Source organism: Paraburkholderia sp. MM5482-R2 (genome assembly GCF_050436125.1).
GTDB lineage: Bacteria > Pseudomonadota > Gammaproteobacteria > Burkholderiales > Burkholderiaceae > Paraburkholderia > Paraburkholderia tuberum.
Window position 1 is genome coordinate 248,599 of the sequence record NZ_JBNDLP010000002.1, and the last position, 18,891, is coordinate 267,489.

Here is an 18,891-nt window from a genome sequence, read left to right on the forward strand (position 1 = left end):
TGGCGCGATGAAAAAAGAGGCATGGCCGCGAGTTGCGACCATGCCTCTTCTGTTTCGTGGCGTTGCTGCGCGGCGAGCACAGCGGACATTATTTGCTCTGCACCCGCGCTTGCAGCGCGTCTGTGCCCGACGCGGTGCTCTGTGCGATGGACGGCGCGCCGACTGACGTGGCCGCAGCCCTCGGCGCCGATGCCGGCAGCGGCGCGGGCGCCGCGACATCGCCGGTCTCGCGATTCATCTGCGACGCGTCCCAGCCGCCGCCGAGCGCCTTCACGAGCCCCACCGACGACACCATCCGCTGCCCGGCGATATTCTCGAGTTTCTGTTCGGCCGTGAAAGCCGTGGTCTGCGCGGTCAGCACATTGACGAAGCCGACCGTACCCGCCTTGTACTCGTTCGTCACGATGGCGAGCGCCTGGCGAGCCGAGTCGACCGCCTGCCGCTGCACGACGATTTCCTGTTCGAGGATGCGCAGCGACGCGAGGTTGTCCTCGACGTCCTGGAACGCGGCGAGCACCGTCTGCCGATAGGTCGCGACATCCGCGTCATAGGTGGCACGCGCGGCCTCGGTTTGCGCTTTGCGCAGGCCGGCGTCGAAGATCGTCCCGGCCAGTTGCGGGCCGAGCGTCCAGAAGCGCGACGGCAACGTCAACAATTGCGAGAACACCGAGTTCTCGAAGCCGCCGGTCGCCGACAGCGTCAGCGACGGGAAGAAGGCGGCGATCGCCACGCCGATCTGCTCGTTCGCCGCCGCGGCCTTGCGTTCCGCCGATGCGATATCCGGCCTGCGTTCGAGCAGCGCAGAGGGCATCTGCGCAGGCACGGCGGGCGGCGTCGCGGTGAGCGGCATCGGCGGCAGGGAGAACATCGACGCGGGCACGCCGACCAGCACCGCGATCGCGTGCTCGTCCTGCGCGCGCTGGATGCCGTTGTCGATCGCGGCGGCCTGCGCCGATTGCAGCTGCGTTTGCGCCTGGATCACGTCCGAGCGCGCGGCGACGCCGGCCGCGTACTGATTCTGCGTGAGTTGCAGCGAGCGCTGATAGGCGATCACGGTGTCGTCGAGCAGCTTCTGCGTGGAGTCGAGCGCGCGCAGCAGGAAGTAGGTCTGCGCGAGCGTGGCCTGGGCGGACAGGCGCGCGTTCGCGAGGTCGGCGGCCGCGCCCTGCTGGCCGGCTTTCTGCGCGTTGACCGAGCGGGTGACCGAGCCCCACAGGTCGGGCTCCCAGCTCGCCGTCATCTGCACGTTGAAGCTGTTGGTGATGCCCTCGCGACTGGTCGCCGTAGTCGCATTGCCACTGGTTTGCGTGCCGTTGCCCGAGCGCGTCGCGCCCGCCGACGCACCGATCGTCGGGAAGTACGCTGCCCGCGCTTCGCCGACGAGCGCGCGCGCCTGCCGGTAGCTCGCGGCGAATTGCGCGATGGTCTGGTTCGCGGTGTTGAGCTTGGCTTCGAGTTCGTTGAGCTTCGGGTCTTCGTAGATCGCCCACCAGTCGCCGCGGTCGTGTTGATCGGCGGGTTCGGCGACTTTCCAGCCGGGCGCGGCTTCCTTGAACGACGCGGGGATCTCGGTGGCCGGCCGCTGATAGTTCGGACCGACCGCGCAGGCGGCCAGGAGCGTCGCGCAGGCCGCGCTCACGGCAAGGGACAGGACGCGCGGCGCAAGCGCCCGCGACATTCGATCAGACTGCATGCAATGAATTCCTTCTGGACGCCGCAATGCGGCCGGGAATGGCGCCACCGGCCGGGCGAGATCGTGGTCTGCCGGAATGTTAGCGTATGAGCCCGCGCGAGCGCGGGAAACTGAAAGCCGAAAGGTTAATGCGAGGCGGTGCGCAGGTGTGTTACTTGCGGTGACGCGCTGGTTACGCGTTGTTACCGGCGGCGCGAGGGGCTGCGGGTTCGCGGTGGTTCAGACGGCGAGACGAAGCGAAACTGTGTGCCGAAAAGCGCGCTGCGAATCGGTGCAGCTTCAGAGCCGCGATTCCGTGGATTGGGTCTGCTGGCGTTGACGCTGACACGCGAGCTTGCCAGCGGAGGCCCGGCACGACGCACCGCCAGGCGCGAGGCAAGCGTTACCGCTGTTGGCCGTCGCGGGGACGACGTTTCCCGCCTTTATCACGAAGCTTTCCTTCGGCAGCACGATCTCGCTGGATTCCTCGCCCACAACGCTGCCTTTGCTCGCCCGCTTCGTCCCCCTCCGATGCTCGGCCCACGCGAGCAACGCGACACCCACCGACCCACCCGGCAGCACGAACAGTCCCGCAAACAGCGCGAGCTTCCACCAACGGTGTCGGCCCTGGAAGGTATGGAGTGCGGAATCGGTCAGTGAGCGGCTGAGGCCGCCAAGCGTGTTTTTGAGGTACAGCATCGGGGAAATCCTTTGGCGCGCGTCGCGAGGCGGGCGGCGTGCGGTCGATCGGTCAGAACATGGTCTCGAATGGCGCAGGACGCGCGAAACTCATTGCTTGTCATAATATTGACTATGCAATCAAATTTCAAGATACTGTGCGGCGCAATTGATTCGATCGTTGTATTTCGGTTGGCCTCGTTGCGCACCGCAAAATGCGATTTGACTTGTCTGCTTAGGCAGCTAAACTTCGTCTTGCCTGGATGTTGCGGATACCCCATGACTGATGGCCCCTACAAAGCGGACGAGGTCGAGCTCACGAGCAGTCTCGGCTACTACCTGACGAAAGCGCGCAACGTGCTGGTCGAGCGCACGGACCGTGCGGTCAAGCCGCTCGGGCTCACCGCGCAGCAGATCGGCGTGATTCTGATGCTGTCGTCGCGGCGCGCGAGCACGCCATTCGAGCTGTCGCGCGCGATGTCGTACGACAGCGGCTCGATGACGCGTCTGCTCGACCGGCTGGAAAAGAAGGGCTTCGTCGTGCGCACCCGCAGCAGCGACGACCGACGCATGGTGAAACTTGAGCTGACGCAGCAGGGCCACGAGGCCGCGCGCCAGTTGCCGAACCTCGGCGCAACTGTGCTGAACGACCAGTTGCGCGGCTTTACCGCCGAGGAGCACGCGACGCTGATTCACCTGCTCGCCCGTTTCATCGCAAACGGTCCCGAGGCAGACGCCGACGTGGGTTGCGGACCGGCGCCACCGCCGGGCGAGCCGCCGGGATGAGCCGAAGCATGCGTCAAACAACGGTCGTCGTCGGATGGCGGCGGCGCGTCATCACGAAGTACTAGCAGGACAATCACGAGGCGCTTTTCCAAGGCGTCATTGTCATCAGATATCTGTCTGGGCAGAGGGTGATGCGGCATGCAAGCATCGTATCTGAAACACCCGATAAGGCTGCCGCGACAAGCTTTCGCCGCCTGAGGAGAACAAACCTATGGATGCCACGGCTTCCAACGCCACGCTGCCCGCATCAGAACTCGCCCCGCTCCAGGGCGGCACGCTCGCGCTGCTGACCGTCGGCCTTGCGCTCGGCACCTTCATGGAGGTGCTCGACACCTCGATCGCGAACGTCGCGGTGCCGACCATTTCCGGCAGCCTCGGCGTCGCCGCAAGCCAGGGCACCTGGGTGATCTCGTCGTACTCGGTCGCCTCGGCGATCGCTGTGCCGCTGACCGGCTGGCTCGCGCGACGCGTCGGCGAGGTACGACTCTTCACGCTGTCCGTGCTGCTGTTCACGATCGCGTCGGCGGCCTGCGGTTTCGCGCACAACTTCGAATCGCTGATCGCATTCCGGCTCGTGCAAGGGCTCGTGTCCGGGCCGATGGTGCCGCTGTCGCAGACGATCCTGATGCGCTCCTACCCGCCCGCCAAACGTGGACTCGCGCTCGGCTTATGGGCGATGACCGTGATCTGCGCGCCGATCTTCGGCCCGGTGATGGGCGGCTACATCACCGATAACTTCACGTGGCCGTGGATCTTCTACATCAACGTGCCGATCGGCCTGTTCTCGGCGTTCTGCGCGTATCTGCTGCTGCGTGGCCGCGAGACGCAGACGACGCGCCAGCGCATCGACGCGGTGGGCCTCGTGCTGCTCGTGACCGGCGTGTCGTGTCTGCAGATGATGCTCGACCTCGGCAAGGACCGCGACTGGTTCAACTCGACGTTCATCGTGGCGCTCGCCGTGATCGCGCTCGTGTCGATCGCGTTCCTGCTCGTGTGGGAGTTGACCGAGAAGGAGCCGATCGTCGACCTGTCGCTGTTCAAGGATCGCAACTTCGCGCTCGGCGTCGTGATCGTCTCGTTCGGCTTCATGGCGTTCTTCGGCTCGGTGGTGATCTTCCCGCTATGGCTGCAAACGGTGATGGGCTATACGGCCGGCCTCGCGGGTCTCGCCACGGCACCGGTCGGATTGCTCGCGCTGTTTCTGTCGCCGATGATCGGCAAGAACATGCATCGGCTGAATCTGCGCATGGTCGCGAGCTTCGCGTTCATCGTGTTCGCGATCGTATCGATCTGGAACTCGACGTTCACGCTCGACGTACCGTTCGGCCACGTGATCCTGCCGCGGCTCGTGCAGGGGATCGGCGTCGCCTGCTTCTTCGTGCCGATGACGACGATCACGCTGTCGAGCGTGTCCGACGAGCGTCTTGCAAGCGCGTCGGGTTTGTCGAACTTTTTCCGCACGTTGTCGGGCGCGATCGGCACCGCGATCAGCACGACGTTCTGGGAAAACGACACGATCTATCACCACGCGATGCTTGCAGATACGGTCAGCACGTATTCGGCGAACACCAACGCCTATACGAATGCGCTGGCGGGCGTCGGGCTCTCCGGCGACAGCCTGACCGCGCAGCTGAACCAGGTGGTGACGAGTCAGGCGTACATGATGGCCACCAACGACTTCTTCCGCATCTCGGGCGCGGCGTTTATCGTGCTGGCGGTGCTCGTGTGGATCACGAAGCCGCGCAAAGGCGCCGGGCCTTCATTAGGACACTGAAGCAAACGCGCGGCAGCGGCGAACGCATCGCCGCTGCGGCCACCGCTCGATCTATTGCGACATCGCCTCGCCATTCGGCAGCCTGGTCGTGTTACGGGGCGTCGTCTCCGGATGCGTCGCATCGGGCGCGTTCTGCGATGGCGTCGCGCTGCCTTGCGGCGCGCTGGCGGCTGTGCCCGTGGTGCCTCTCACATACTGCTTGAAATCCGCACCGGCTTCCCACGGATTCGGCTTGCAGCCGAGCGAGCTGTCGCAATGCGCCGAAAAGCCGATCGTGGTGGTGCCATCGGGACCCGCGGCGCGCGTGATCTCAAACGCGAGCGCGCGCTTGCCGCCGTCCGGGCCGGCGGTCTGGATCAGTGAGTCGTTAGCGGTCTCGATCTTGTATTTCGAATGACTCGCGACCCACGTTTGCGCCCGTTGCCACCAGAGGTCGCATTCGGCCTTGTTCGAACACGTCAACGGCCTGGTCGCGATCTGCATGACATCGGGATCGACCTGACCCTGGGTCGAGCATGCCGTCGTCGCCAAGAGACACAGCGCGGCCAACAGAGCTTTGTTCTTCACGTCGATACCTCCCCTGTGGAGCATGTCATAAGATTTTGGACTACCCCATCGAAGCGGTGTTTCACCCAGATCGGAGAATCGCGACGTCGCGCGGAGTATTTGCCGATTCCGCGGACGCCCGAAGAGCGCAATCCGTAGAGGTTACCTGCGCGTTACTCGGGGCAAAGAAAAAGCGGCCACGTGGGCCGCTTGAAGCACTTCCGGGATGCTGTGGTCCGAACGCTCAGACGCTGAAGCGATTGAGCGTATAGGCCCGATACGCAGCGACGAACGCATCGAACGAACCAACCTCGTCGCGTTCGAGCTTCGCCTGTTCGTCGAGCGATCGCACCGCGAGGTCGGCAAACGCCTTGGACTGCGCGGCATCGAGCGGACGCGCACGGAAGTACGCGGCGTGCGCTTCGCTTTGCGCGAGGCCGAACGCGAGGAAGCTTTGCTGCTGGTCGCGCATCGTTTGCAGCACGCGCGCCGATGGCGTCAGCGACACGTCCGCGAGCTTCGCGCGTTGCGCGGCGACCGCGCGCGCGTGTTCGTCGCCGCCCTTCAGGCTGTCGAGCACGGCCGCCGCGGCGTCGATTTTCACGAGCAGTTCGTCGGCCCAGTCGATCATCGCGACCGGCTTGCCGTCGCGAACCAGTTCGAGGCCTGGCTTGCGGCCTTCCATCGTCACGCGGCCGAAGTTCTGGTTCGCTTCGGTGTACGCGGGCGGAGGCAGGGGCGCGCTGTCGTCGAGCGCGCACACGAGCAGGTACGCGTCGAGAAAGCGCGACGTTTCGAGCGAAATGCCGGCCGGCTCGAACGGATCGATGTCCATGCAACGCACTTCGACGTATTGCACGCCGCGCGCGGCGAGCGCATGCAACGGCCGCTCACCCGGATACGTGACGCGCTTCGGACGGATCGTCGAATAGAACTCGTTTTCGATCTGCAGCACGTTGGTGTTGATCTGCACCCACTCGCCGTCGCGTTGCGTGCCGATCTGCTCGTAGGCGGGATACGGCTGGCTCACGGCTTTCGCGAGCGCGTCGAGATAGCCGGGCAGCGTGTCGTAGTCGGCGTGCAGCGCGGCTTGCGCGGTCGTGTTCGAATAGCCGAGATCGCTCATGCGCAGGCTGGTCGCGTACGGGCGGTACAGCGTGTCGGCGTCGAACGTCTCGAGCGTGTGTTTGCGATCGCGGAGAAAGCGCCGATCGAGCGCCGGCGACGCGCCGAACAGATACATCAGCAGCCAGTTCGTGCGGCGGAAATTGCGGATCAGCGCGAGATAGCGGGCGGACTGGAAGTCGACGGCGTTCGCGGTGGATTGCTGATCGGCGTGCAGCAGGCGCCACACGTCTTCGCTCAGCGAATAGTTGTAGTGGATGCCCGCGATGCACTGCATCGTGCGGCCATAGCGCAGCGCGAGGCCGACGCGGTACACGTACTTCAGCTTGCCGATGTTCGAGGTGCCGTAGTGCGCGATCGGAATGCCATCGTCGGTGGCGGGCAACAGTCCCGGCATCGAGTTGTTCCACAGGATCTCGTCGCCGAGCTCCGCGTAGACGAAACGATGCAGCACGTCGAGTTGCGCGAGGGTTTCGGCGGCGTCCTGCTCAGCCGGCGTGATCAGCTCGAGCAGCGCCTCGGAGTAGTCGGTCGTCAGCGACGGGTGGGTGAGCGCCGAGCCGAGCGCGCGCGGATGCGGCGTCATCGCGAGCTGGCCGTTGCGCGTCACGCGCAGGCTTTCCCTTTCGATGCCGCGCAGGCCGCGTATCAGCACATCGCGCTGCGGGCTCGAGTCGAGCACGGACAGGCGGTGCGAAAGCGCGTCGGTCGTGCAGGAAGGTGTGGTGTTTGGCATTGATGCAAGTTGGGCGTTGCCGGTCGCCGTGTATCGCCAGACGATTCACAGACGGTATAGCGGCTGACAACGTTCGGCGGAATTTTCAGTAGCGGGCACTTTAACATCTCGCCAGAACCGCTGCTTGCGGCCACTTCGGCGGAGTTTCAGCGGGCACGTCGAGGTCGCGCTGAACTACGCCATCGGCATCGGCACGTCGCGACGACGCTCAGCTCATCCCCCGCGCGCACCGCCCGCCCGATCCGCCACCTCGTTCCACAGATGCATCGCGGCATACGCGCGATACGGCCGCCACGCGTCGGTGCGGCCGCGCTGCTGCGCGGGCCGTACGAGCGAAGGATCGCGCGCGCAGATCGATTGCATCAGCACGAGATCCGCCTCGGGCCATGCATCGGGATCGCGCCATGCACGCATCGCGACGTATTCGACGGTCCATGGGCCGATGCCCGCGAGCGCGAGCAATGCGGCACGCAGGCTCGCGGCGTCGACGGTGTCGCTGCTGTCGAGCGGCACGTCGCCGCTCGCGACCGCACGCGCGAAGCCCTGCAACGCGGCGACGCGTTTGCCCGGCATGCCGATCTGCGCGAGATCGACTTCGGCGAGCGCGGCCGGCGTCGGAAAACGCCACGCGGTGTTTTCGTGCGGATGCCCGTCGATGCGTTCGCCCGCTCGCTGCACGAGCCGTCCGATGATGGTCGTCGCGGCCTTCACGCTGACCTGCTGACCGACGATCGCGCGCACCACCAGTTCGAAGCCGGACCACGCGCCCGGCACGCGCAGGCCGGGCACCGCGGCGACGAGCGGCGCGAGCCACGGGTCCGCCGCGAGTCCGGCGGCGATCTTCTTTGGATCGGCGCACAGATCGAACATTCTTGCGATTGGCGCGGCGAGTGCATCGGCGTGGCGGCTCGCCGGCCCTTCGATGCTCGCGACGATGCAGCGCTTGCGCGGATGCAGCCGCACGCTGAGTGTGCCGCCGTCGCCGTTCCAGTCGATCGCGCGACGATACGCGCCGTCCTCGACGGCTTCGACGCCAGGCGTCGCGCGGCCGCTGAAAAAGCGCAGCAGCCGCGGCCAGTCGAACGGTGCCTTGAACGGCAATTCGAGAGTTGCAACCTCGTGAAGCGTGCTCAAGCGGCGTGATCCAGTTGGGAGTTGTGGGAGTCGGCATCTGTGCGGCTTGCGTCGCGGCGGGGCGCGTCGCTGGCTGAAACGCCGCCTGCGTGCTGCGCCTCATTGTCGAGCAACGCGGCCTTGCGCGGCAGCCCCCAGCGATAGCCGGCGAGCGCCCCGCCCTTCTGCACGACGCGATGGCAAGGAATCGCGAGCGCGACCGGGTTGGTCGCGCATGCGCTCGCGACGGCGCGCACCGCCCGCGGCGAGCCGACCGCCTCGGCGATCTGCGAATAGCTGCGTGTCTCGCCGTACGGGATTCGCCGCAGCGCATCCCACACGCGCTGCTTGAATGCGGTCGACGCGATATCGAGCGGCAACTCGAAGTCCTGGCGCGTGCCGCGCAGATACGCGTCGATCTGTGCGATGAACGGCGCGAGCCGGCCGGCGTCTTCGCGCAGCTCGGCATTCGCGAACTCGCCGCGCAATTCGTCGATCAGCAGCGCGGTGTCGTCGCCGAAACCGATCTTGCAGATGCCCTTGTCAGTCGCGGCGACCAGCACGAAGCCGAGCGAGGTCGGCGCGCTCGCATAGCGCACCGTCAGGCCCGCGCCCTTGCGGCGATACGCGGACGGCGCCATGCCGAGTTCGGCCGGCGCGCTGTCGTACATTCGCGACGGCGAGCCGAAACCGGCGTCGAGCGTCGCGCGCGTGACGTCGGCGCCGCCCTGCAGCGCATCGCGCAACGCGGCGCCGCGTTGCGCGGCCTGGTATTGACGCGGCGAGACGCCGACCACGCGCTTGAACAGGCGCTGCAAATGGAACGGGCTCACGTGCACGGCATCGCTCAGTTGCGCGAGCGTGAGGCGCTGCTGCGGATCGGCGTCGAGCGCGGCGCACGCCCTGGCGACGATGTCGAGCTCGCGCGGCAGACCGCCGGGCTGGCAGCGCTTGCAATCGCGAAAGCCCGCGGCGCGCGCGGCGGCGGCATCGGTGAAGAAAGCGACGTTTTCGCGGCGCGGCTGGCGCGACGCGCACGACGGCCGGCAGAACACGCCGGTCGTCCTGACCGCGTAGAAGAATGCGCCGTCGGCATCGCGGTCGCGGTGGGTGACGGCGTCCCAGCGTTCGTCGTCGGTGCGCCACTGGGTGGCGTCGAGGTCGGCGGCGGTGCGCATGGGGACGGAATGGCGAGTGGTGGCGTTCATGATGTCCTGGGGCCCGGATGGGCAGGCAGTGTCGATGCTCATCAATCTAGGCCCGAACGCTACACAGTACGCGCCGGATCTTGCTCTGTCATTCGGACGCGCTTGTCCGTACCCGTAGTGGGGTCAAACCCGGCAAATCGCAATCCGAAGCGCCTTGGAATGCCCTGTGGCCGGACGTTTTGCCTCAAACTGCGGCAATTTCGCACGATATCGGGTTTTCCCTTAAAAAGTTATTGCGTCGCACCAAGCCGATGTGTATATTAGTACCTGTCTCCTCCATGTCTCCTCCTGATATGGATTCAGCCCGCTCTACTTGAGCGGGCTTTTTTTTGCCTGCGTTTTCTGTCCGCCCCTGGTCCGCATTTGGTCCGGTTCGCCCACGACTTCCCGCCGATCCACCCCGCCCTTTCCTTTCTCCTACACTTCCTAATCGGTTCTCCGAACTAGCGAAAGGGCGTTCGACATGAAAATCCACATTCGCGAGATCGACCACGTCGTGATCCGGGCGACGCAGGTCGAAACCCTCGCGCGCTTTTACTGCGACGTACTCGGTTGCAGTGTTGAAAAGGAGCAGCGCGAACTCGGCCTCACGCAACTGCGCGCGGGCCGATCGCTGATCGATCTGCTGCAGGTCGGCGCGAAGCTCGATCGCGCGGAAAACGGCGCGGCGGGCACGGGGCGCAACATGGACCACCTGTGTCTGCGCGTCGAGTCGTTCGACGCCGACGCGCTGAAGGCGCATTTGAGCGCGCATGGCGCGCGGCTCGGCGAACAGGGAGTGCGTTATGGCGCGGACGGATTCGGGCCGTCGCTGTATCTGTTCGACCCGGAGGGCAATATGGTCGAGCTGAAGGGGCCGCCGGAAGCGGCGCGGGTCACGTCGCTCTGAATGCGAGAACGAAGCGGCGCAAAAACTGGTTCAGACCTGAGCCGTCACGCATCGGCGGGGGCCTTCAGTACGGTCCAGTCGATCTTCACCGCATCGGCTTCGGCGCTGCCGAGCCATGCTTCGCCGTCCTGCACCGTGCATTGCAGCCGCATCGTGCGTTCGGCAAGCGAGCCGAGCGATGCCGCGACGTCTTCGCCGAGCGTCCAGACCGTCACGTTGCGCAGGCGCTCGACCTTGTTGCGCACGCCCTGCCACCAGATTTCCGAAGTACGCCCGCCATACGCGATCACGACCACGTGATTCGCCCGCCCGCTCGCCTTGGCGATGCGGCGCTCCTCGGGCTGGCCGACCTCGATCCACGTGTCGATCGCGCCGGTCAGATCCTTCGCCCACAGATCCGGTTCGTCGACATCCGACAAACCTTTGCAGAACTCCAGCCGTTCCTGCGCGAACAGCGCGAACGCGGCGACGCGGACCATCATCCGTTCGTCGGTTTCGGAGGGGTGACGGGCGATCGTCAGCGAATGGTCGGCGTAATAGTGCCGGTCCATGTCAGCGATCTGCAGTTCCGCCTTGTATATCGTCGATTTGAGAGCCATGCCGTTGCTAAACCAGGCGCTCGCTCCACCGGAGCGCAGCGAAAATGAATCGTCGACGGCGCGTTGCCGTTTCTTGTGTTTGCTGTACATCGTATGTTCCTCCCGCGCCGTCAGCAGGTGCCTATGACACAGAAGGAAGCATTTACCGGGCCACCGCGGGTTCCGTGGCCGTGCCGTACACGTCGCGAGCCGCATCTCGCAGCGCGTCGAGCACGACGGCGGCCGCCGGCGACAACAGATGCGACTGGCGCGTGATGATACCGAATGTATCCATCCTGCAAGGCAAATCGATCGGTACGCGCTTCAATACCCCGTACTGTTGGTACTGGCGCGCCACTTCATCGGGCAAAACCGCCAACATGTCGCTTTGCAGCAGCAGGCTCGAAATCGCGAGGAAGTTGTTCGTATTGACGACGTTCTGCGGCGGATTCAGGCCGATCTGCGAAAACATCAGGTCGAAGCGATGGCGCAGCACGCTGCCCGGCGGATGCAGCACCCAGCTCGCGTTGACGATGCCTCGCAGCGTCAATCCCGTTTCATTTTCGAGCGGATGGCCGGGACGCGCGACCACGCACAGCGGTTCGTCGGCGAGCGGTTCGTAGCGCACGTCGGTCTTGAACTGGTTCTGCCTTTCGAGCACGCGGCCGATCATGATGTCGAGATCGCCTTCGGCGAGCCGCGGCAGCATCACGTCGGAGGTCTCGACCTCGGTCCAGATCTGCAACTGCGGATAACGCGCCTTCACGCTCGCGATCGCGCGCGGCACCATCGTCGCGGCCGCCGCGGCGATCACGCCGATACGCACCTGACCCGCGAGCCCCGCGCGCAGCGCCGAGATTTCGTCGTGCGCCTGGCTCAGGTTCGACAGCACCATGCGCGCGTGGCGGATCATCACCTCGCCGTACAGCGTCGCGTGCATACCGTGCGGCGTGCGGTCGAACAGGCTCACGCCGAGCATGTCCTCGAGCTCTTTCAACAGGCGCGACGCGGCCGGCTGCGTCATGCCGAGCACGTCGGCCGCGCGGCGCACGTTGCCCTCCTCCTCCATCGCGGCAAGCAGCAGCAACTGGCGCGTCTTCAGCCGAGCGCGCACGAACCAGTTCGAATAGCTACGCGTCATCGCAGGGTCTCCTGGGTCTTTACGAGCGATTTTTGTACGTTCTTCCTCTGAAGCTCCATGATGCCATACCGAAACTGATATCGGAGAAGCCTAAAAAGGGATTGGAAAGTTATTGGGCCGGCTCATACCATTCGTGGACTTTTGTGAACTTACGGTGCGCCTTTTTTCGCCGATGAACCGCGATCCGCTCGTCCCCCTCGTTGCCAGCCCGGTTCGCCATTACATCAATGGCGGATGGGAGACTGGCGCGACCACGGGCGTGTCGCTCAATCCGTCGGATCTCGACGAGCCGGTCGGCGAATACGTGCGCGCGGACGTGCGGCAGACCGACAGCGCGATCGAGGCTGCGCACGCGGCGTTTCGCGACTGGTCGCTCGCCTCCGCACAGCGCCGCGCCGACGCGCTCGACGCGATCGGCAGCGAAATGCTCGCGCGCCGCGAGGAACTGGCCCGGCTGCTCGCGCGTGAAGTCGGCAAGGTGCTGCCCGAGGCGCTCGCCGAAGCGACGCGCGCAGGGCAACTGTTCAAGCTATTCGCGGCCGAGGCGCTGCGCGCGTTCGTCGAGCCGCACGCGTCGGCGCGTGCCGGCGTCGAAATCGACGTGACGCGCGAGCCGCTCGGGGTGGTCGGCATCATCGCGCCTTGGAGCGCGCCGCTCGCGATCGCCGCGGCGAAGATCGGCGCCGCGCTCGCGCACGGCAACTGCGTCGTCTACAAGCCGGCCGAATCGGCGCCGGCCTGCGCGGCGGCGCTCGCGTCGATCGTCAGTCGCGCGGGCTTGCCGGCCGGCGTGTTCAACCTCGTGATGGGCAGCGGGCGCAAGGTCGGCGCGCGCATCGTCGCGCATCCGCTCGTCGCGGCGATCAGCTTCACCGGTTCGTCCGACACCGGCACGCGCGTGCTGCAGGCCGCCGCGACGCGCCAGGCGCGCGTGCAGCTCGAGATGGGTGGCAAGAATCCGTTCGTCGTGCTGGCCGACGCCGATCTCGACGGCGCGGTCGACGCGGCGCTCAGCGGTGCCTTCAGCGCGACCGGCCAGCGCAGCACGGCTGCCGCGCGGCTGATCGTCGAACGCGCGGTGTTCGCGCCGTTCGTCGACGCGTTGCAGGCAAAGCTCGCGAAACTCACCGTCGATCACGCGTTGAAGCACGGCACCGATATCGGCCCGGTGGCGAACGCCGCGCAGCTCGAACGCAATCTCGACTACGTGCGCGTCGGCGAGCAGGAAGGCGCGCAGTTGCTGCGCGGCGGGCGGCGACTGGAGCGCGCGACGCGCGGCTATTTTTTCGAGCCGGCGCTGTTTATCGGCGAATCGGAGCATCGGATCGCGCGTGAAGAGATTTTCGGGCCGCTCGCGGTCGTGCTGCGCGCGGACGATTACGAACACGCGCTACATCTCGCGAACGACACCGCCTACGGACTGTGCGCCGGCATCTGTACGCGCTCGCTCGAACGCGCGCGGCATTTTCGCCGCCACGTGCAGAGCGGTCTCGTCACGATCAATCTGCCGACCACGACCGTCGAGCATCATGGACCCGGCGGCGGGCGCAAGGCGTCGGCCTATGGCGCGAGCGATGCCGCGTTCTGGACCGCCGTGAAAACGGCGTACCTGGCGAGCTAGAAGCAATGAGCCACGCCACAGTTTTCACCGCGACTTGCGCGAACCGCCCGGCGTGCCGCGCACAGATCCGCCCCGATTCGCGCGACGGCTGACGCCGCCCGCGTTACCCCGCTGCAACTACACGACATCAATGCAGCTTTTCACCCTCAGGAGACAGTAGATGACCAGCAAGCTTCGCCGTTTGACCCTGACCGCGATGGCCGCCGCCGCCCTCGCCGCCCCGTTCGCCGCACAACTGTCCGCCCACGCGGATGAGCCGCTCAAAGTCGGCTTCCTCGTGAAGATGCCCGAACAGGCGTGGTTCATCAACGAACAGAAAGCCGCGAGCGCGCTCGGCAAGAAGGACGGCTTCTCGGTCGTCAACATCGGCACGCCCGATGGCGAAAAAGTGCTGGCCGCGATCGACAACCTCGGCGCGCAAGGCGCGAAGGGCTTCGTGATCTGCGCGCCCGACGTGCGTCTCGGACCGGCGATTCAGGCGCGCGCGAAGCGCTACAACATGAAGTTCGTGACCGTCGACGACCAGCTGGTCGATTCAACCGGCAAGCCGCTGGCGAACGTGCCGCACCTCGGCATGTCGGCCTTCAAGATCGGCAACCAGGTGGGCCAGGCGATCACCGACGAAATGAAGCGCCGTGGCTGGAAGCCTGAGGAAGTCGGCGCGCTGCGTATCACGGACTATGAGCTGCCGACCGCGAAGCTGCGCACCGACGGCGCGACGCAGTCGCTGCTCGCCGGCGGCTTCAAGAAGGAAAACGTCTTCGACGCGCCGCAGAAAACCACCGACGACGAAGGCGGCTTCAACGCGGTATCGCCGGTGCTCGCGCAGCATCCGAACATCAAGAAGTGGGTGATCTTCGCGCTCAACGAGGAAAGCGTGCTCGGCGGCGTGCGCGCGACCGAACAGCTGCATATTCCGGCCGCGGACGTGATCGGCGTCGGCATCAACGGCGCGGGCGAGGCGTTCGCCGAGTTCCAGAAGAAGGAACCGACGGGCTTCTACGGCACGATCGCGGTCAGCTCGACGAACCACGGCAAGGAAAGCACCGAGAACCTTATCGAGTGGATCAAGGACGGCAAGCAGCCGCCCGCCGACACGCAGACCACCGGCAAGCTGATGGTGCGCGGCAACTGGCTGGACGTGCGCAAGGAACTGGGTATTTAAGCGAGGTTCTCGCAGCAGACGGCGGGCCGCCTCGTGCCTCGCGTTTAGCGCGAGCGCGGCCCGCTCAGCTTTCATCCGTTCGAGGTTTTTCGATGACGTCCTTATTCACCGGGTCTCATGCCAGCGAGGCGGTGCGCACGCCCTCGCCTGCATCGACGCCCGCATCCGACGCCCCCTATCTCCGGCTCGACGGCATCACCGTGCGCTTTCCGGGCGTGCTCGCGCTCGACCAGGTCTCGCTGGAAGTGCGCCGCGGCGAGGTGCACGGCCTGATGGGCGAAAACGGCGCCGGCAAATCGACGCTGCTGAAGGTGCTGTCCGGCGTCAATCATCCTGTCTCGGGCACGTTGTCGCTCGACGGCGTCGAGCAGCAGTTCGCGACGACCAAGGCGGCGATCGCCGCGGGCATCGCGATCATCTATCAGGAACTGCATCTGGTGCCGGAGCTGACGGTCGCCGAGAATCTGATGCTCGGCGCCCTGCCGAATCGCTTCGGCGTACTGGACGAAAAGGCTTTGGTCGCGCGTGCGATGCGCGAGCTCGAACGGCTCGGCGAAAAGCTCGATCCGTCGCAGCAGGTCAAGCATCTGTCGATCGGTCAGCGGCAGATGATCGAAATCGGCAAGGCGCTGATGCGCGACGCGCGCGTGATCGCGTTCGACGAACCGACCAGCTCGCTGTCGTCGCGCGAAACCACGCAACTGTTCCGCATCATCCGCGCGCTGAAGGCCGAAGGCCGCGCGATCATCTACGTCACGCACCGGATGGATGAAGTCTACGAACTGTGCGATCGCGTCACCGTGTTTCGCGACGGCCGCCGCATCGACACCTTCGAGGCCGGCGCGGGACTCGATCGCGATCGGCTGATCAGCTGCATGGTGGGGCGCTCGATCACCGATGTGTACGGCTATCGCGCGCGCGAGCACGGCGACGTGCAGCTTCAGGTCGACGGCCTGATGGGACCGGGCCTGCGCGAACCGGCTTCGTTTTCGGCGCGCAAGGGCGAGATCGTCGGCTTCTTCGGGCTCGTCGGCGCGGGCCGCTCCGAGCTGATGAAGCTGATCTACGGCGCGGTCAAGCCGAGCGCCGGCGAGGTCGCGCTGAAGGGCAAGCGCGTGCAGTTCGCCACGCCGCGCGACGCGGTGCGCGCCGGTGTCGCGCTGTGTCCCGAGGATCGCAAGCAGGAAGGCATCGTGTCGATCGCGTCGGTGTCGGACAACCTGAACATCAGCTGCCGCCGTCACTTCAGCCGCTTCAGCGTGCTCAATGGCCGCAAGGAAGCGCAGACCACGCGTGAGTTCATCGGCAAGCTCGCGATCAAGACGCGCAACGGCGACACGCCGATCGGCACGCTGTCCGGCGGCAATCAGCAGAAGGTGATCCTGTCGCGCTGGCTCGCCGAAGAGATCGACGTGTTCCTGATGGACGAGCCGACGCGCGGCATCGACGTCGGGGCGCGCAGCGAGATCTATGGGCTGCTGTATGGGCTCGCCGAGGCGGGCCGCACGGTCATCGTCGTGTCGAGCGATCTCGCCGAGGTGATCGGCGTGACCGATCGCGTGATCGTGATGAAGGAAGGCCGCATCGTCGGCGATCTGCCAAAGGCGCAGGCCACGCCGGATGCGCTGATCAAGCTGGCATTGCCGCGCTGATCGCGCAACGGATCGCGCCACCAGACCTCTTACCGAATATCGCAACGAAAACGGCATTGAATGGAACAGACATCATGAATACACCTTCCACCGATTCCTCGACCCCCGCCGTCGCCTCCGTGGGCTTGGCCGCGCGCGCCGCGCGCACCTGGGACCTGATCAACAAATCCGGCATCGTGATGGTGTTCGTCATCCTGTTCGCGGTGCTGTCGTTCACGGTCCCAGACTTTCTGAGCACGCGCAATATCCAGGGCCTGCTGCTGTCGGTCACGCTGATCGGCTCGATCTCCGTCACGATGATGTTCGTGCTCGCGCTCGGCGAGGTGGACCTGTCGGTGGCGTCGATCGTCGCGTTTTCGGGCGTGGTGGCTTCCGTGCTGATCACCGCGACGCACAGCGTGTTAGTCGGCATCACGGCCGGCGTGCTCGCGGGCGGCGCGGTCGGGCTCGTCAACGGCACGCTGGTCGCGCGCTACAAGATCAACTCGCTGATCGTCACGCTCGCGATGATGGAGGTCGTGCGCGGCCTCGCGTACATCACCTCGAACGGCGACGCGGTGATGATCTCCGAGGAGCGCTTCTTCGACCTCGGCGGCGGCTCGTTCCTCGGCATTTCTTATCCGATCTGGAGCAACATCGTCGGCTTCGTTCTGTTCGGCTTCCTGCTGAAAAAGACCGTGTTCGGCAAGAACGTGCTGGCCGTCGGCGGCAATAGCGAAGCGGCTGTGCTCGCGGGGCTGCCCGTCACGCGGATCAAGATCACCGTGTTCGTGCTGCAAGGCCTCGTGACCGGCTTCGCGGGCGTGATGCTCGCGTCGCGCATGAGCCTCGGCGATCCGAAGACGTCGGTCGGGCTCGAGCTCGGCGTGATTTCCGCGTGCGTGCTCGGAGGTGTGTCGCTGACGGGCGGTGTCGCGACGATCTCCGGCGTGCTGGTCGGCGTGCTGATCATGGGCTCGGTACAGGACGCCATGAGCCTGCTGAACGTACCGACGTTCTACCAGTACCTGATTCGCGGCGGCATCCTGCTGCTCGCGGTTCTGTTCGACCAGTTCCGCCGCAGCAAGCGCGTGCACTGACGCGCCGTTGCTCGTGGCCGGTTTCCTGCGCTTTGCGAGAAGGCGTACTGCCGATGCGGGTCGATAAAACCCGCATCGGCTTTTTTATTGCAGGTGAAGTCTGGCAAGTATCAAAAGCAATAAAAAACGGCTTGGCATCGGAATGCCCAAGCCGTCTCTTTTAGCTCACGCGTTCACGCCTGCGACTTTTAAAGCCGCAGCGGATACGCATGCGACGGTATTCCGGCTTTTGCCGGAATACCGGTGTTGTACTTATTGCTTGATGAATCGGTCGTTCGCCCAGAGCCCCTCGGTATCGCTATTGGCTGAATTCACGAACTCGACGTCGTGGCCGACCACGCGCACCACGCGGAAACTCGAGTCGGTCGGAGTCGACACGCATTGATATCCGGAGAAGAATTCCTGCATCTGCTGCTGTTCACCGGCTTGCGCGTGGTGATCGGCGGCATCGAGCTTGTCCTTCGATACGCAGCCATAGGCATTGGCCTTGAACTGGATCGTTTGCTGCGGCTTGATCACGACGTCTTGCGCCTGAACGCTAGCGGCAGCCAAACCCGCGATGGCGAAAACAACGGCAATTCGAGTTTTCATTCGTTCCTCCGGGGCGGGCCGAAAAAAATCTCGGTTAGCTATGTATTTAACTTTAACGGTGGACCCGCATCTCGCACTCTAGGAGAACCGATGAGAACGACAAGCACATCTTGTGTGCGATCGCAACAGTGGCGAATTGTCGCACCTGCTGTCGAAGCTGATTAAAGCTTGAGCACACGCCTGACCGAATGGCAATGAAATGAATAACTAAAAATCCACTCTCGCACATGCCTTAGCTGGTAAAGCTTTGCGCGCGCATTCACGTAAACGCGTAGCGTCAATTAAGCGATTTAATACAATTTAATCAATGGGTTTGTGCGTCGCACACAAAGTCATTCCACAGGCAAAAGCGGCGATGCGCAATAATGAGGCAAGTGTAGAAAATAAACAGTGCCAGCCGTCTCTCACGGGCCTTGGTGAAACGCTTGCAACGCGCCATTGCCGAAAACGCATGAAAAAAAGCCGCGCGGCGCAAAGCCGCATGGACAGGCGAGGGGGCGCGATCGCAGTGCGATGTACCCTTCGCGTGCGGCCTGA

At 65.0% G+C, this 18,891-nt stretch carries 16 protein-coding genes; 7 read left to right on the forward strand and 9 right to left on the reverse strand.

Going from position 1 to position 18,891, the window contains the following annotated elements:
- Nucleotides 1-88 precede the first annotated feature (88 nt).
- Together OKW37_RS04185 and OKW37_RS04190 are read right to left on the reverse strand one after the other, a co-directional pair.
- The gene (locus OKW37_RS04185) at nt 89-1,693 is read right to left on the reverse strand and encodes an efflux transporter outer membrane subunit (RefSeq protein ID WP_429407914.1); all 1,605 of its coding nucleotides are present in this window, start codon (nt 1,691-1,693) and stop codon (nt 89-91) included.
- Nucleotides 1,694-1,972: 279 nt separating this feature from the next.
- Nucleotides 1,973-2,371: a hypothetical protein gene (locus tag OKW37_RS04190; RefSeq protein ID WP_429407912.1), complete on the reverse strand. Its 399-nt coding sequence runs from the start codon at nt 2,369-2,371 to the stop codon at nt 1,973-1,975.
- Nucleotides 2,372-2,629: 258 nt separating this feature from the next.
- On the opposite strand from OKW37_RS04190, the gene OKW37_RS04195 reads away from it, so the two are divergent.
- Both OKW37_RS04195 and OKW37_RS04200 read left to right on the forward strand, forming a co-directional pair.
- Nucleotides 2,630-3,136 carry a MarR family winged helix-turn-helix transcriptional regulator gene (locus tag OKW37_RS04195; protein ID WP_429407910.1) on the forward strand — a complete coding sequence of 169 codons (507 nt, stop codon included), beginning with the start codon at nt 2,630-2,632 and terminating at the stop codon, nt 3,134-3,136.
- A gap of 211 nt (nt 3,137-3,347) precedes the next feature.
- On the forward strand, nt 3,348-4,910 hold the full coding sequence (locus tag OKW37_RS04200; RefSeq protein WP_429407908.1) for a DHA2 family efflux MFS transporter permease subunit: 1,563 nt from the start codon (nt 3,348-3,350) through the stop codon (nt 4,908-4,910).
- Nucleotides 4,911-4,961: 51 nt separating this feature from the next.
- Here the strand turns inward: OKW37_RS04200 and OKW37_RS04205 are convergent, their stop codons facing one another.
- The 4 genes from OKW37_RS04205 to ada form a co-directional block, all read right to left on the reverse strand.
- Nucleotides 4,962-5,477: a hypothetical protein gene (locus tag OKW37_RS04205; protein ID WP_184060973.1), complete on the reverse strand. Its 516-nt coding sequence runs from the start codon at nt 5,475-5,477 to the stop codon at nt 4,962-4,964.
- 223 nt (nt 5,478-5,700) lie between these two features.
- Nucleotides 5,701-7,317 (reverse strand): glutamate--cysteine ligase, encoded by a 1,617-nt coding sequence (gene gshA, locus OKW37_RS04210; RefSeq protein WP_429407906.1) that lies wholly within the window; start codon nt 7,315-7,317, stop codon nt 5,701-5,703.
- Between the two features lie 213 nt (nt 7,318-7,530).
- The gene (locus OKW37_RS04215; protein WP_429407904.1) at nt 7,531-8,451 is read right to left on the reverse strand and encodes a DNA-3-methyladenine glycosylase family protein; all 921 of its coding nucleotides are present in this window, start codon (nt 8,449-8,451) and stop codon (nt 7,531-7,533) included.
- Nucleotides 8,448-9,608, reverse strand: a complete 1,161-nt coding sequence (gene ada / locus OKW37_RS04220) for a bifunctional DNA-binding transcriptional regulator/O6-methylguanine-DNA methyltransferase Ada (protein WP_429408493.1) — start codon at nt 9,606-9,608, stop codon at nt 8,448-8,450. The genes OKW37_RS04215 and ada overlap by 4 nt, the downstream gene beginning before the upstream one ends.
- A 493-nt stretch (nt 9,609-10,101) precedes the next feature.
- Between ada and OKW37_RS04225 the strand changes: the two genes are divergently transcribed.
- Entirely contained in the window at nt 10,102-10,527 is a 426-nt protein-coding gene (locus OKW37_RS04225) for a VOC family protein (RefSeq protein ID WP_184060970.1), read from the forward strand.
- Nucleotides 10,528-10,571: 44 nt separating this feature from the next.
- Here OKW37_RS04225 and OKW37_RS04230 read toward each other — a convergent pair whose 3' ends face one another.
- Together OKW37_RS04230 and OKW37_RS04235 are read right to left on the reverse strand one after the other, a co-directional pair.
- Nucleotides 10,572-11,126: a YaeQ family protein gene (locus tag OKW37_RS04230; protein WP_184061040.1), complete on the reverse strand. Its 555-nt coding sequence runs from the start codon at nt 11,124-11,126 to the stop codon at nt 10,572-10,574.
- A 142-nt stretch (nt 11,127-11,268) separates the two neighbouring features.
- Nucleotides 11,269-12,246 carry a LysR family transcriptional regulator gene (locus tag OKW37_RS04235; protein WP_429356371.1) on the reverse strand — a complete coding sequence of 326 codons (978 nt, stop codon included), beginning with the start codon at nt 12,244-12,246 and terminating at the stop codon, nt 11,269-11,271.
- Nucleotides 12,247-12,418: 172 nt separating this feature from the next.
- Between OKW37_RS04235 and OKW37_RS04240 the strand changes: the two genes are divergently transcribed.
- From OKW37_RS04240 to araH, 4 genes are all read left to right on the forward strand, one after another.
- Nucleotides 12,419-13,867, forward strand: coding sequence for an aldehyde dehydrogenase family protein (locus tag OKW37_RS04240; protein ID WP_429407902.1), 1,449 nt, complete (start codon nt 12,419-12,421; stop codon nt 13,865-13,867).
- A 160-nt stretch (nt 13,868-14,027) separates the two neighbouring features.
- On the forward strand, nt 14,028-15,032 hold the full coding sequence (locus OKW37_RS04245; RefSeq protein ID WP_187615161.1) for an arabinose ABC transporter substrate-binding protein: 1,005 nt from the start codon (nt 14,028-14,030) through the stop codon (nt 15,030-15,032).
- 92 nt (nt 15,033-15,124) lie between these two features.
- Nucleotides 15,125-16,684, forward strand: coding sequence for an L-arabinose ABC transporter ATP-binding protein AraG (gene araG, locus OKW37_RS04250; RefSeq protein WP_184060967.1), 1,560 nt, complete (start codon nt 15,125-15,127; stop codon nt 16,682-16,684).
- Nucleotides 16,685-16,758: 74 nt separating this feature from the next.
- The gene (gene araH, locus OKW37_RS04255) at nt 16,759-17,763 is read left to right on the forward strand and encodes an L-arabinose ABC transporter permease AraH (protein WP_184060966.1); all 1,005 of its coding nucleotides are present in this window, start codon (nt 16,759-16,761) and stop codon (nt 17,761-17,763) included.
- Nucleotides 17,764-18,015: 252 nt separating this feature from the next.
- On the opposite strand, the gene sap1 is transcribed toward araH, so the two are convergent.
- On the reverse strand, nt 18,016-18,354 hold the full coding sequence (gene sap1 / locus OKW37_RS04260; protein ID WP_018418921.1) for a surface attachment protein Sap1: 339 nt from the start codon (nt 18,352-18,354) through the stop codon (nt 18,016-18,018).
- Nucleotides 18,355-18,891 lie beyond the last annotated feature (537 nt).

Excerpts from the sequence above, each read along its gene's own strand:
- gshA (WP_429407906.1), bottom strand. The coding sequence starts at position 7,317 with ATGCCAAACACCACACCTTCCTGCACGACCGACGCGCTTTCGCACCGC.
- OKW37_RS04195 (WP_429407910.1), top strand. The coding sequence starts at position 2,630 with ATGACTGATGGCCCCTACAAAGCGGACGAGGTCGAGCTCACGAGCAGT.
- araH (WP_184060966.1), top strand. The coding sequence starts at position 16,759 with ATGAATACACCTTCCACCGATTCCTCGACCCCCGCCGTCGCCTCCGTG.
- OKW37_RS04245 (WP_187615161.1), top strand. The coding sequence starts at position 14,028 with ATGACCAGCAAGCTTCGCCGTTTGACCCTGACCGCGATGGCCGCCGCC.
- sap1 (WP_018418921.1), bottom strand. The coding sequence starts at position 18,354 with ATGAAAACTCGAATTGCCGTTGTTTTCGCCATCGCGGGTTTGGCTGCC.
- OKW37_RS04240 (WP_429407902.1), top strand. The coding sequence starts at position 12,419 with ATGAACCGCGATCCGCTCGTCCCCCTCGTTGCCAGCCCGGTTCGCCAT.
- araG (WP_184060967.1), top strand. The coding sequence starts at position 15,125 with ATGACGTCCTTATTCACCGGGTCTCATGCCAGCGAGGCGGTGCGCACG.
- OKW37_RS04185 (WP_429407914.1), bottom strand. The coding sequence starts at position 1,693 with ATGCAGTCTGATCGAATGTCGCGGGCGCTTGCGCCGCGCGTCCTGTCC.
- OKW37_RS04230 (WP_184061040.1), bottom strand. The coding sequence starts at position 11,126 with ATGGCTCTCAAATCGACGATATACAAGGCGGAACTGCAGATCGCTGAC.
- OKW37_RS04190 (WP_429407912.1), bottom strand. The coding sequence starts at position 2,371 with ATGCTGTACCTCAAAAACACGCTTGGCGGCCTCAGCCGCTCACTGACC.
- ada (WP_429408493.1), bottom strand. The coding sequence starts at position 9,608 with ATGCGCACCGCCGCCGACCTCGACGCCACCCAGTGGCGCACCGACGAC.
- OKW37_RS04225 (WP_184060970.1), top strand. The coding sequence starts at position 10,102 with ATGAAAATCCACATTCGCGAGATCGACCACGTCGTGATCCGGGCGACG.
- OKW37_RS04235 (WP_429356371.1), bottom strand. The coding sequence starts at position 12,246 with ATGACGCGTAGCTATTCGAACTGGTTCGTGCGCGCTCGGCTGAAGACG.
- OKW37_RS04200 (WP_429407908.1), top strand. The coding sequence starts at position 3,348 with ATGGATGCCACGGCTTCCAACGCCACGCTGCCCGCATCAGAACTCGCC.